Here is a 12774-nt window from a genome sequence, read left to right as displayed (position 1 = left end):
TTTTCTGCTCTTCGTCAGAGACAGAATTCAACGCAATACTAAGTTTCCATCTTAACCCTGTAAGCTAAGATATTCTCGTGTATCGCGTCGGGATGAGTGCATTATAGGGAAAAAAAACTGGTACGCAAGCACTTTTCTAAATATATGTGTTTGACCGACTCTTTTTTACCCAACTAAAAATCAAAAAAGCCAAAATAATTAACTAAGCAACTGATAACAAACAATAAATATTAAATTATTTATTTTCATTCTTTTTTGATTTTCACTTCTAGTATCTTAATAGGTTGTTTAGGAACGTTCTGATGCATGCCATCATTGGTTGTAGGTACCTTTACAATACGGTCAACCACATCCATTCCTTTAATTACTTTTCCGAAAACCGCATAACCTGCGTTACCAGCTGAGCGATTTAGAAAACTGTTATCTGCGACATTAATAAAGAATTGACTAGTAGCAGAGTCCGGATTTGCAGTACGAGCCATTGCTAAAGTTCCGCGGGTGTTAGCAATTCCATTTCCAGCTTCGTTTTTGATTGGTGCTCGGGTTGTCTTTTCCTGCATATTTGCAGTAAGTCCACCACCCTGCGCCATGAAGCCAGGTATTACGCGATGGAAGATCGTATCTTTATAAAAGTTCGACTTTATATAGGTTTTAAAATTCTTTACGCTGATTGGGGCTTTCTCGTCATAAAGTTGTATTTCTATATTGCCTAAATTTGTTTGCATTTCAACTAAAGTGTCAGCCCAAACTGAATGACTGCTTAGACCTAAGCAACATAGCATTAATAATTTTTTCATATTTTCCTACAATAAAATGCAAAATTTAGTAAAGGTTAAATTTAATCGTCTATATAAAAGAATTCTAGTGAGTATTTATTGTCTTTTATTTAAGGCCTAATATTTTGGATGTGTATATGTGTCCATGTTCCACGTGAAACATGGACCAAACTTTTATTTAGCTATTTTTATCCCAAAATTTTCTAAAGTTTTTACTGAACTCAATGGTGTAACGTTTGGCTTTTTTTGAAATAGGCGTCAAATTTATAAAACCATGAGTTTGATCTGAATATTCTTCATAATGCATTTTGACACCATTTTGACGTAGCTTATAACTATAGATTTTTGCCTCGTCATGTAATACATCATGCCCAGCAGTAATCACAAAAGCTGGTGGGTTCTTTTTCAAGTTGCCATAGGTTGGAGAAATAATAGGATCATCTAGTTCTACGTTATGCTGCGTTGCATAATATTGAGTGACATAATTAATATCGCTATCCGTCAAAACCAACCCTTCGTTATAAGCATAAAAAGAAGGATGTCGGCTCTTAAAATCAACTGTAGGGTAAATAAGAAGTTGTGCCTGAGGAGCATAAGGTTTATTTACTGATCTTTGAGCCACGACTGTACTGATGTTTCCACCTGCACTATCCCCCGCTACCGCAATTCGACCTTTTAATATTTTTAACTGTCTACGATTTTGATATACCCAAGCTAAAGCATCTTCACAAGATTGAATTAAATGCCGAGGAGAAACCTCAGGTGCGAGAGGGTAATCGATACTGAGTACTTGTACTTTTGCATACCTTGCCAATATACGACAAACCTCATCATGAGTATCTAAACCACCAACAACAAATCCTCCTCCATGATAGAAAACAATAAGAGGTAATTTTTTATTCGGTGCTGGATGATAGTGTCTTGCGAAAACAGTTCCGCTTTGGAGAGGTAAACGAATATCTTCCACTAAGTCAATCTCTGTTGACTTGTGGCGTATAGCCAGCATTTGCGTATCGAACTGCCTTCTAGATTCAATTGGATCTGAACCAATAAAACCAATACGACCCTGTTTAATTTGTACAGCCATCATACATTTAGTAAATGAGTCGAGATCTGGATATTGGTAAGAATATCCAAGAATTTTAGCAAGTGATTCTTGAGCTAATCGAGGTAACTTATCAAGAGCTCGAGCAGCAGGCCCTTGGCCCTTATCTAGCAATGTTTGAATTTTTTGATTAAATGCTGTCATGCCTATCTCCATGAATTCCTCTTATCCTTCATATTTTCTACAGAATTCTGTTGTTATTTGACTATATTCGCATACAACTCATGTAATCAAGATACAAAGGTAAAACCCAAATTACGCTAATCTGATTTCAAGCAAATGTCATTAACAAATCTGTCACTTAAAACAGGACTTTTTTGCCAATTATTGTTAACAGACAAAAAAGAGGTACGATTATGTCAACAAAACTAGTTGTTACTTTATTAGCAACCAGTCTTTTAACTGTAGGCTGCGTGGCTTATACGGATGACCCTTCTTATCGTGGTGGTTATGGTTACCATGATCATGATAGTAATCGCTATGATCGCAATGATGGACGTCGATATAACGATTGGGAACGAAGACGCTGGGAAGAACGTCAAAGAATATATGAACAACAACGAAGAGTTGCTCGCGAACAGGATCGAAATCGTCATGAATGGGATAAAAGACGCCATGACGAGGATAAGAAACGCTGGGATGACGATAAAAAACGCCACGAGTGGGATAAAAAACGGGTAGAAGATCGTGATCATAATCATCGGGATTATCGTCATGATGACTAAATTCATTACTATATAAAAAGCCCCAATAAGCTACGTCTTTTGGGGCTTTTTTGAGAATTCTAAATTCTCTTAATTATAGAGTAATGAGTAGCAGCTCACTTCATACATAAATCGGCATCTTAAATATATGACTCTATAATCTTTTAACTATTCTTATCACTAAGAATTACTGAGCTGTTGCAGAACCTGAAACAGAACCAGAAGCACCAGCATCAACTTGACCTGGTTGTGCTTGGCCAGAAACGCCCGCATCAACACCTACACCAGCTTGCACGCCAGATGGGCTAGCACTTGTTTGAGCAGAACCTGATGCGTTTAAACCCGCTTCAGATGCGCAACCAACAGCTGTAAAAGCAACACCAGCAAGTACTACAGAGATAAGACCTAATTTTTTCATAATCGCTTTCCTTTCATTACGACAAACACTTAAATGCGAAGATCATCTTCGCGCTGCCTATAATTCACAATTTTTTTTTCTGGCGTGCGTATCATTGGTTGTCTTTTGTAGTAATAGAAGTACAAATTGTGCAATTTTTTATTAAATTCACTTCCCTACTCTTAGCTCTATCTTTTATATAAAGGTAGCAACTTAAGCTTTTGTTTAATTTTATCAATTTTTAATTTTTATCTGAGCCTTTTGCTCTACTCAAAAAAATTCTCTTTATAGAAACACTATATAAGGTGCGTAGAATGTTACAGAGGTTTTTTGCTTAAAAATTCCCGTTTCTATTAAAAAAGCCGGGTTTGAACCACGGCTTCTCTAAAAATTTACGATATTTCGATTCAAATTACGGCCACTGCATCTCGCCTTTTACAACTTTTGCACCCAGCTCTAGGCTATCCACACTTTTTAATGTTGGATATTGTTTTTGCATGAGTTGACTCAGCTCACTCGCATTTTTACTTACTTTAACGGCTTTCTCATAGCTCTTGAGATAGTTGATCGAAAAGTTAACTGCATCCAAACCTTGTGGAGCTCCCTCAACCATATGGGCAGGAACAACTGTCTGAGGTTGGAGTGCTTTAATATTTTCTAGCGTTTGAATTACTTCATTGCGGTCTTTAACTTTTGGTGTATCTGCCATCCATAAATGAATGCCTGAAGAGACAGGAATACCACCTACTACTGCTTTTGAAGAAGGAATCCATAAATAAGTAAGTTCTTTCTTACCTTTAATCTCGATGGACTCATTCTCTAGCTTTAAATTTTTAGCAGTATAAGCTTGAGGCACAATAATTTGGCTAGGCGCATTTGCACCCATTTGTGGACCCCAATACTTCACTTTGAGCGCTTGAGTATCTTGAATATGTTTAACAGTTTCTGGCGTTGCGATGATTTGTACATTTGGGAAATATTGTTTAAATACATCTAAGCCAAAGTAATAATCTGGATCGCCATAGCTTACGAAAATTGTTTTTAGGGTTTTACCGCTATCGATAATGTCGGCAGCAATACGTAATGCTTCAGATTTTGAGAATTGGGCATTAACCAATAGAACTTCTTTATCGCCTTCAATTAAAGTAGACGTCACGCCAAAATGTTCAGGTTTAGCCAGAAAACTTTGGATTTTTAGATCTTGTGCAAAGGCGGAGGAAGCCATTGTCAAAGCTGTAGCAGTTGCTAGGGCTGAAGCAGTTAATTTAAAAAATTTCATTATGTATTCTCCAATTTCATGAGAAATACTTTAAATTGCAATTCCTGTAAGGTAAATGCACTAAATTAAGATAAACTGTTGCATATATTGTAATAATGATGATGCATATGGACACATTAAAAGCCATACAAGTCTTTGTTTCTATTGCTCAGCATGGCAATTTAACCAAAGCCGCAGAACACCTGAATTATTCCCGTGCGATGGTTTCTCGTTATCTTGAGCATCTTGAACACACCTTCTCAACTCGACTATTTCAAAGAAATACACGAAAAATATCACTTACGCCAGCAGGTGAAAAAGCCCTCCTCTACTGCGAAAATATTTTACAACAACAGCAACTTTTACAAGAGCTAGCCGCACCCGAACAACATAATGGTACGATTCGTTTTACCTGTGGTTTATTTTTATTTCAATTAGGGGTTGGGGAATGTATTCGCCAATTTAAACAGCAACATCCGCATATTCAATTTGATGTATATCTGACTGAAAATACAATGGACTTAATTGATGCACAGGTCGATTTAGCCTTACGTATAACGCAAAAAGTTGCAGATGGTTTAATTGCACGACCAGTTTGTCAAATCGAGTCTGTTTTCTGTGCTCATCCTGATTATTTAAAGCAGCACAGCCCCCTCTCCCATCCAAGGCAACTTATTCAACATGAATGTTTAGCTCACCACAGCCAACATCAATTTTGGACACTTTTTGATGAAGAGCAGCAACCGCAGAATTACCCTTTAAACGTGACCTTTAAAAGTAATGATGTAAATGCTGTTTATGATATGTGTTTACATGCCCAAGGTGTGGCAATGTTGCCTTCACTATTAGTTAAAAAAGATTTAAAAGAAAAAAGATTAGTCCCTTTATTTAAAAACTTTTCTGCTCCGGAATTAAGTCTGTCAGTGGTATATGCATCGAGACAACATTTACCCAAAATAACGCAGGAATTTATTGCTTTTATGATCGAAAATTTAGATTTTTACTTAAAACCGCAAAATTAAAAGTTTTAAATTGCCATGTACGCTTGAATTTTTAGGCAATGCCCATACTTCATCCCTATTAATGAATTACAGCATATGCATGGCAGTTCAGGTTTTACCCAGTAAATGCTGATGCCAAAAGGACTGTACATGTTTAAAAACCCATTTAAACGGAGATCATCAATGGCTAATGAGCAAAACGAGCAAGCTCAAGACATTCAACACGAGCAAGCAGAGCAATCTAATGAGCAAACTCAGGCTGAAGGTGTAGAGCAAGCAAACGACGTTACCGTTGAATCTTTACAAGCGCAAATCACCAAATTAGAAGAAAGCCTAAAACTTGAAAAAGCACGTACAGCAAATGCTGTTTACGAAGCACAAAAAAGTGTAGAGCGTATTCAACGTGAGTCTGATAAGCATAAAGAAACTGTGCTTGAAAAATTTGCCAAAGAATTACTTGATTCTGTAGACAATCTAGAGCGTGCAATTCAAGCAGCGGGTGATGAAGAAACACCAGTACTTGAAGGTATCAAATTAACCTTAAAGTCACTGTTAACTGCGCTTGAGAAATTTGGCGTTGTAGAAGCTGATACTAAAAATGGTTTCAATGCAGATTTACATCAAGCAGTAGGTATTGATCCTAACGCTAAAGCAAATGAAATCGGTACTGTTTTACAAAAAGGCTATACGTTAAATGGCCGCTTATTGCGCCCTGCTATGGTTATGGTTGGTCAATAAGTAAATTTTTGAGAGTTTTTAGATTTTTTTTAGCTAAAACGCTTGAAAAAAATAGATTCACTCTCATATCGGATAACAAGCAAAAACATTGCAAAAGAATTTTTGAGGAAAAAGTCACATGGCAAAAATTATTGGTATTGACTTAGGTACTACCAACTCATGCGTTGCTGTACTTGAAGGCGATAAAGTAAAAGTAATCGAAAACGCTGAAGGCGCACGTACAACTCCATCGATCATCGCTTATAAAGATGGCGAGATCTTAGTAGGTCAAAGTGCTAAGCGTCAGGCAGTAACTAACCCGAAAAATACATTATTCGCTATTAAGCGTTTAATTGGTCGTCGTTATGAAGATCAAGCGGTACAAAAAGATATCGGTCTTGTACCTTACAAAATCATCAAAGCTGACAATGGCGACGCTTGGGTTGAAGTAAACGACAAAAAATTAGCACCTCAACAGATCTCTGCTGAAATCTTGAAAAAGATGAAAAAAACTGCAGAAGACTATTTAGGTGAAACAGTTACAGAGGCGGTTATTACTGTTCCTGCTTACTTTAACGATGCTCAACGTCAAGCAACTAAAGATGCGGGTAAAATCGCTGGCTTAGACGTTAAACGTATCATTAACGAACCAACTGCTGCTGCACTTGCGTTCGGTATGGACAAAAAAGAAGGCGACCGTAAAGTTGCAGTTTACGACTTAGGTGGTGGTACTTTTGACGTATCAATCATTGAAATCGCAGACCTTGATGGCGACCAACAAATCGAAGTGTTATCAACAAACGGTGATACTTTCCTTGGTGGTGAAGACTTTGATAACGCGTTAATTGAATTCTTGGTTGAAGAATTTAAGAAAGAACAAAGTGTGAACTTGAAAAATGATCCACTTGCGTTACAACGTTTGAAAGAAGCTGCTGAAAAAGCAAAAATTGAGCTTTCTTCATCAAATGCAACTGAAATCAACCTTCCATATATCACTGCCGATGCAACTGGTCCTAAACACTTAGTGATCAACGTAACTCGTGCAAAACTTGAAGGTTTAGTTGCTGATTTAGTTGCTCGTACAATTGAGCCTTGCCGTATCGCGCTTAAAGATGCTGGTCTTTCGACTTCTGACATCTCTGACGTAATCTTGGTTGGTGGTCAGTCTCGTATGCCACTTGTACAACAAAAAGTACAAGAATTCTTTGGTAAAGAGCCACGTAAAGACGTGAACCCTGACGAAGCAGTTGCAATCGGTGCTGCGATTCAAGGTGCAGTATTGTCTGGTGACAAAACTGACGTTCTTTTATTAGACGTAACACCATTAACTTTAGGTATTGAAACAATGGGTGGTGTATTAACACCAATCATTGAGAAAAACACGACGATTCCTGCGAAGAAATCACAAGTGTTCTCTACTGCTGCTGACAACCAGCCTGCTGTAGACATTTCTGTTTACCAAGGTGAACGTAAGATGGCTCAACAAAACAAATTGTTGGGTAACTTCCAATTAGGTGACATTCCGCCTGCTCCACGCGGTGTGCCACAAATTGAAGTATCTTTCGACATCAATGCTGATGGTATCTTGAAAGTATCTGCTAAAGATAAGAGTACTGGTAAAGAGCAATCGATCCAGATTAAAGCAAACTCAGGTTTGTCTGATGCTGAAATCGAAGCAATGATTAAAGATGCTGAAGCAAATGCTGAAGAAGACCGTAAGTTTGAAGAACTTGCAAAAGCTCGTAACGAAGCAGATGCATTAATTTCAAGCTCGAACAAAGCAGTTAAAGATCTTGGTGACAAAGTTACTGAAGATGAAAAAACAGCTGTAAGCACTGCCGTTTCTGAACTTGAAGCAGCAACAAAAGAAAATGATGTTGAAGATATCAAAGCTAAAACTGAAGCTTTACAAAACATCTTGATGCCTATCACTCAACGTGCTTATGAACAAGCACAGCAAACTGGTGGTGCAGAAGGCTTTGATCCAAATGCATTCCAAGGTGGCGATGCAGGTCAACAAAAAGCTGATGATGGTGTTGTAGACGCAGAGTTTACTGAAGTTAAAGATGACAAAAAATAATTTGTTTCTTTAATAAAAAACCGCGCTTAGGCGCGGTTTTTTATTGGTTACAAAAAATAACAATAAGTTTTTTCATATATTTTTAAATTATTTAATGTCAAAAAAGTCAACTATAAAAACTAATGTATTCATTATAAAAAAGATTTTCTAAACTAAAATACATTGTTACTTATTACATTAATTATTCCATTATTGCCAAGTCTAAAAACATCTTATTAAATTTTTCTACCAAGATCACAAAGCTCTTCCACTCTCCTGTACTTTTTATCATTTTGACGAATTAAATTAAGTAGCTAACAATAAGATTTTATTTATATTTTTTATTTTGCCATGAAAAAAATTCTATGGTGGGGATTGAGCTTATGTGTAGGCATAGGCTTTCAAACGACGAGCTTTGCTCAAAATAATCTAGCAATGGGTTCCTCTAATCAACCTTTAAAGTATCGAATTGCTTTTATTGATCCACGGTTTCAATTAACTCGAGAAAAATTTATTGAGGTTAGCCAACAAGCTGCTGAAATCTGGCACAAAGAAACAGGAAAAACCTATTTTATCTATGATTCAGAAGCTCAGTTGGCAATTAACTTAATTTATGATGATCATCAACTGATGAAAAGCGAGCAACAGGAAAATTTGAATGCACTTTTGCAAAAGCAGGAAGTATGGCGTCTTAAAAATGAAGAAATTATTTTAAATAAACAAGAGATTGATCAGCTATCATCTGATTTAAACAAAAGAAAGATCAGCCTGAAAGCTGAGTTTGAGCAGTATCAACAAGACGTAATACGCTTTAACCAAGGAGAACATCGATACTATCGTGCCGATGAGCTAAAAAAGCAGCAAAACCAACTACAGCAAAAATCTGGAAATCTACAAAAAGAATCAAATATTTTAAATTATAAAATTCAATTACTTAATCTAAAAATTAGGGAACTCAATGAAGAGCAAAGTGATTTAAGCTCTTTAAAAACACAATTCAAACTAGAGCAAAAAGCCAGTATTCAACCCTTCCATAAAGGCTTATTCAGCCAAAACCAAATTCAAATTTACGGTTACGCTTCTTTAAATGATTTACGTTTAACCCTTGCTCATGAGTTTGGTCATGCATTAGGACTAAAACATACTACTGATCCTAAATCATTAATGTATCCACGGTTAAAAGAGCAAGATATTCATAATTTCAAATTAACAGATTCAGATTTAGAGCTATTAGGCTCAATTTATAGTTTAATTAAGGAAAATCATTAAAGTTAACTAATTAAAAAAACTACATAAAACCAATTTTACTGAATTTTTTCTACAAAATAGTTTGGCATTTGGTAAAAAACTATGAGACTAAAGTCTCATTTATTTATCTAAATCGTACGTTTTTTGATTGATTTTTCACTTTATATTCTTATAATACGTTTTTTTTAAAATCTCCCACCTTTTTATTATGCGTTTAACATCATTGTTATTAGGCGTAGCCTTTGCTTTTTCTAATTTTCAGGCTAATGCTAATCTTGCTACTCCAGCTCACACTCAAATTCAGCAAAAAGCAGGTCAACATTTGACTTACAAAATTGCTGATATTGATCCCCGTTTTGGTTTAAGCCAAGACCAATTAATTCAAATTAGCCAACAAGCTGCAGATATTTGGAAACAAGGCACTGGTCAGGATTATTTTACTTATGATCCAAATGCAAAGTTAGAAATTCGTTTAGTTTACGATAATAGTCAGAGTCGTTCTGAACAGCGTCAAAAAATTGCTGCTCAGTTTCAGCAAGAACAGCAACGTGTAATTGATGAGCAGCAACAAATTAAGCAATTGAAACAAACTCTTGGTCAAACTCAATCTGACCTTGAAAATAAGAAGCAGATTTTGAATGGCAAATTGAAAAATCTTGACGAGCAAATGATGCAGCTTAACCAAGGCAAATTAGCACCTGAATACAGTGCTAAATCTTTGGCTAAAACCCAGAAAGATTTGCAAAAACAAACTGTTGCTTTAAAGAAAGAAATTGCTGCTTATAATGAGCAAGCTAAAGATTTAAATGTCAAAGTCGCTCACTTTAATCAGATTAACAATGAGTTTAACAATTCATTAACCCAATTTAAGCAAAATGCCCAAGCTGATGTCTTTAAAAAAGGTATCTACAATGGCAAACAAATTGTGATTTATGAGTTTAAGTCTATTGATGATTTACGCTTAACGATTGCTCATGAGTTAGGACATGCGCTTGGTTTAAAACATAGCGATCAACCAGATGCATTAATGTACTCAGTACGTAAAGATGGTGACAGAAAAGTCACTGGTCTTACAGATGCTGATCGTGATCTATTAAGTGCTTTACCTCAATAATTAAGGACTTGATATAAAATGATGTATCTATTTCTAGGTAGATACATCGAAATTCATATCAAAGTCATGTTATTGTGGTCATAAGAGCTAACTAAAATAGAATGGAGATCAAGATGAGTTACTATCATATCCTGATTGAAGTAAATGATCATATCAGCACAATTGAACAAACCCGTGATATTGAACTGTTTGATATTATTGAAATTAAACCATACCTCCATTCTATTCTAATTCCCTTTTTCAATGAGCATGAAATCGAGCTTGAAGATGAAAATATCGAATATAAAGATATTCTACATCTTGAAGTGAAACAGACCCTGTTACCGATTGAACATTTAATTGAAGAAGAACAAAAGCAATTACCAAGTGATACAGATGTGACGATCACTGCGTATGAAATCTTTAATGATCGAGATTTAAGCCAAGATGTCACTTCAGTTATTTTTGATATTTTGGAAGCGGTCAAATTAGATTAGTAATATTATATAAGTACGTATAAAAAAGGTCTGCATGTGCAGACCTTTTTATTATTTTCAGTTTATTGCATCATTTTTTGGGCTTGTTCTTGGCGAAATGCGCGTAAGATTTGTTGCCCTGCCCGTCCTGTTGGATTTAAACCTAAACGAGTTTGCTCTTGACGAATAGCCACACGGGTTTTATCCCCAATAAGACCATCAACCGCACCAATATCGTAACCACGATTAATCAAAAACTGTTGGATTTCACGACGTTCCGCGCGTGAAGTTCCTGGATCATCAGTTGGCCAAGATGTTGCAAAAGGACGAGCACCTTTTAAACGATCAGATAGATGGGCAATTGCAAGACCATAACTTTCCGCAGCATTATAACTGTAGATAGCATCAAAATTCTTAAATACTAAAAATACTGGACCATTTACACCTGCCGGTGCCATTAAACCTGCCGAAGTACTGCCAGATAACGCTCCTTGGACAAGTGGAGAACCGTCAATTCGAGTTACTCCTCGTGCACTCCAGCTACTTAATGCTTTCTTTGAGCGTCGCCCTTCTCCATCAATTGACATACCTTGAGGAATTTTGACTTCAAAACCCCATGGCATTCCTGTTTGCCAACCAGCTTTATTTAAGAAATTAGCCGTTGATGCCAATGCATCTGCAGTACTTGATACTAAATCACGACGACCATCTCCATCAAAATCAACAGCTAAACGCTCATAGGTCGATGGCATAAATTGTGTATGACCAAATGCTCCAGCCCATGAACCTTTCAGTTGATCTTCGGTTAAGTCACCGCGCTGTAAAATACGCATGGTGGCAAAAAATTCAGTACGGAAATAACTTTGTCGACGACCTTCACAACTTAAAGTTCCAAGCGCTTGTAATAAAGGATATTTTCCAGAAATATCACCAAAATTACTTTCTACCCCCCACACTGCCACGATTGTTTCTGGTGGCACACCGTAAGTTTGAGAAGCACGATTTAAAACATCGCGATATTGCGCTAGTTTTTGTTTTCCAAGCTCCACACGCTCTTCATCAACTAAGCCAGAAAGATAATCCCAAATTGGTGTCGAAAATTCTGGTTGATAGTTTAATTTATCAATAACTGAATAATCTGGAGTTAAGTTTTGAGTATAACGGTCATAAGTTGTTCCCGAGACTCCCGCAGCAATTGCTTGAGAACGTAAATTTGCCAAACAACTTTGGAAATTATTATTAGGCGTATAATCTTCGCTAGTTACTACTGGAACAGTAGCATTGCTAGATATTGTAGAACCATTAATTACGAGCTCTGCTTGAGCCTGAGTCATTGCTAAAAATACAGAGCCAACAATACAAGAAAAACGTCGCATATTATCCCAGTTTCAATTTTTGAATTTAAATTTTTAAGTACCATACCATTATGAGTCTAAAATTTCAGAGAGAAAACGTAAATTTGAATTCATAATCTCTTCTTTAAATTCATTTCCAGTGTTTTAAATTCAAATTTCCCACTTTATTTTGAATTTAAAACTTCCCCTCATTTGCATCACCAGTTTTAAATTCAAAACAATAGCGCATAGTTTAAATTCAAAAGTCTTACTTTAAATTTAAACTATAACACAGGCGTTTCTGTGGATAAACTTATCCACAATCGAGCAAAAACAGCACTATTTATTGATTCCTTTCTATATTTCATTATTCTTGATGACACGAAAAATCCAATCAACCAAACAATCTATATTTTTAAATTCAAAAATCACGCAATAATTTAAATTCAAACTTACCGCGTTATTTTAAATTTAAAACACTTCAGCAAATACCACTAGTTTTGAATTCAAAAAACATGAGCTCTATCATCAGCTACAAATCAAACTCTCTTGTGGATAACTAACTTTAAATTCGAAACAATCAAGCTGCACTTTTTAAATTTAAAA

Annotated in this window: 11 protein-coding genes and 1 pseudogene; 7 read left to right on the top strand and 5 right to left on the bottom strand. The window is 36.0% G+C overall.

The window, feature by feature from the left end; translation table 11 throughout:
- Positions 1–245: 245 nt before the first annotated feature.
- Both ACS604_RS18515 and ACS604_RS18510 read right to left on the bottom strand, forming a co-directional pair.
- A complete protein-coding gene (locus tag ACS604_RS18515; RefSeq protein WP_174759402.1) occupies positions 246–797 on the bottom strand; it encodes a peptidylprolyl isomerase in 552 nt (183 codons plus the stop codon).
- A 157-nt stretch (positions 798–954) separates the two neighbouring features.
- Positions 955–2025 carry an alpha/beta hydrolase gene (locus ACS604_RS18510; RefSeq protein ID WP_174742188.1) on the bottom strand — a complete coding sequence of 357 codons (1071 nt, stop codon included), beginning with the start codon at positions 2023–2025 and terminating at the stop codon, positions 955–957.
- Positions 2026–2237: 212 nt separating this feature from the next.
- Between ACS604_RS18510 and ACS604_RS18505 the strand changes: the two genes are divergently transcribed.
- On the top strand, positions 2238–2606 hold the full coding sequence (locus ACS604_RS18505; RefSeq protein ID WP_474772557.1) for a hypothetical protein: 369 nt from the start codon (positions 2238–2240) through the stop codon (positions 2604–2606).
- 166 nt (positions 2607–2772) lie between these two features.
- Here the strand turns inward: ACS604_RS18505 and ACS604_RS18500 are convergent, their stop codons facing one another.
- Positions 2773–3003 (bottom strand): hypothetical protein, encoded by a 231-nt coding sequence (locus ACS604_RS18500; RefSeq protein WP_000733015.1) that lies wholly within the window; start codon positions 3001–3003, stop codon positions 2773–2775.
- 391 nt (positions 3004–3394) lie between these two features.
- Positions 3395–4261 (bottom strand): MBL fold metallo-hydrolase, encoded by an 867-nt coding sequence (locus ACS604_RS18495; protein WP_474772553.1) that lies wholly within the window; start codon positions 4259–4261, stop codon positions 3395–3397.
- A 107-nt stretch (positions 4262–4368) separates the two neighbouring features.
- On the opposite strand from ACS604_RS18495, the gene ACS604_RS18490 reads away from it, so the two are divergent.
- The 6 genes and pseudogenes from ACS604_RS18490 to ACS604_RS18465 all read left to right on the top strand — a co-directional run bounded on the left by ACS604_RS18490 (position 4369) and on the right by ACS604_RS18465 (position 10855).
- Complete coding sequence (locus ACS604_RS18490) at positions 4369–5262, top strand: LysR family transcriptional regulator (protein WP_049838397.1); 894 nt, start codon at positions 4369–4371, stop codon at positions 5260–5262.
- A gap of 162 nt (positions 5263–5424) precedes the next feature.
- Positions 5425–5979: a nucleotide exchange factor GrpE gene (grpE, locus tag ACS604_RS18485; protein WP_004795539.1), complete on the top strand. Its 555-nt coding sequence runs from the start codon at positions 5425–5427 to the stop codon at positions 5977–5979.
- Between the two features lie 118 nt (positions 5980–6097).
- Positions 6098–8038, top strand: coding sequence for a molecular chaperone DnaK (gene dnaK / locus ACS604_RS18480; protein WP_474772551.1), 1941 nt, complete (start codon positions 6098–6100; stop codon positions 8036–8038).
- A 330-nt stretch (positions 8039–8368) separates the two neighbouring features.
- Complete coding sequence (locus tag ACS604_RS18475) at positions 8369–9286, top strand: matrixin family metalloprotease (protein WP_474772549.1); 918 nt, start codon at positions 8369–8371, stop codon at positions 9284–9286.
- Positions 9287–9397: 111 nt separating this feature from the next.
- Positions 9398–10379 (top strand): annotated as a pseudogene (locus ACS604_RS18470) (M57 family metalloprotease).
- Between the two features lie 101 nt (positions 10380–10480).
- Positions 10481–10855, top strand: coding sequence for a hypothetical protein (locus tag ACS604_RS18465; RefSeq protein WP_003656007.1), 375 nt, complete (start codon positions 10481–10483; stop codon positions 10853–10855).
- A gap of 62 nt (positions 10856–10917) precedes the next feature.
- On the opposite strand, the gene ACS604_RS18460 is transcribed toward ACS604_RS18465, so the two are convergent.
- A complete protein-coding gene (locus ACS604_RS18460; protein WP_474772548.1) occupies positions 10918–12210 on the bottom strand; it encodes a lytic murein transglycosylase in 1293 nt (430 codons plus the stop codon).
- Positions 12211–12774 lie beyond the last annotated feature (564 nt).

Source organism: Acinetobacter sp. Li1LvA2 (assembly GCF_056156705.1).
This window is presented reverse-complemented; position numbering and strand designations above follow the sequence as displayed.

Coding starts and splice junctions, on each gene's coding strand:
- grpE (WP_004795539.1), top strand. CDS start 5,425: ATGGCTAATGAGCAAAACGAGCAAGCTCAAGACATTCAACACGAGCAA.
- ACS604_RS18460 (WP_474772548.1), bottom strand. CDS start 12,210: ATGCGACGTTTTTCTTGTATTGTTGGCTCTGTATTTTTAGCAATGACT.
- ACS604_RS18515 (WP_174759402.1), bottom strand. CDS start 797: ATGAAAAAATTATTAATGCTATGTTGCTTAGGTCTAAGCAGTCATTCA.
- ACS604_RS18465 (WP_003656007.1), top strand. CDS start 10,481: ATGGAGATCAAGATGAGTTACTATCATATCCTGATTGAAGTAAATGAT.
- ACS604_RS18505 (WP_474772557.1), top strand. CDS start 2,238: ATGTCAACAAAACTAGTTGTTACTTTATTAGCAACCAGTCTTTTAACT.
- ACS604_RS18490 (WP_049838397.1), top strand. CDS start 4,369: ATGGACACATTAAAAGCCATACAAGTCTTTGTTTCTATTGCTCAGCAT.
- ACS604_RS18510 (WP_174742188.1), bottom strand. CDS start 2,025: ATGACAGCATTTAATCAAAAAATTCAAACATTGCTAGATAAGGGCCAA.
- ACS604_RS18475 (WP_474772549.1), top strand. CDS start 8,369: ATGAAAAAAATTCTATGGTGGGGATTGAGCTTATGTGTAGGCATAGGC.
- ACS604_RS18500 (WP_000733015.1), bottom strand. CDS start 3,003: ATGAAAAAATTAGGTCTTATCTCTGTAGTACTTGCTGGTGTTGCTTTT.
- ACS604_RS18495 (WP_474772553.1), bottom strand. CDS start 4,261: ATGAAATTTTTTAAATTAACTGCTTCAGCCCTAGCAACTGCTACAGCT.
- dnaK (WP_474772551.1), top strand. CDS start 6,098: ATGGCAAAAATTATTGGTATTGACTTAGGTACTACCAACTCATGCGTT.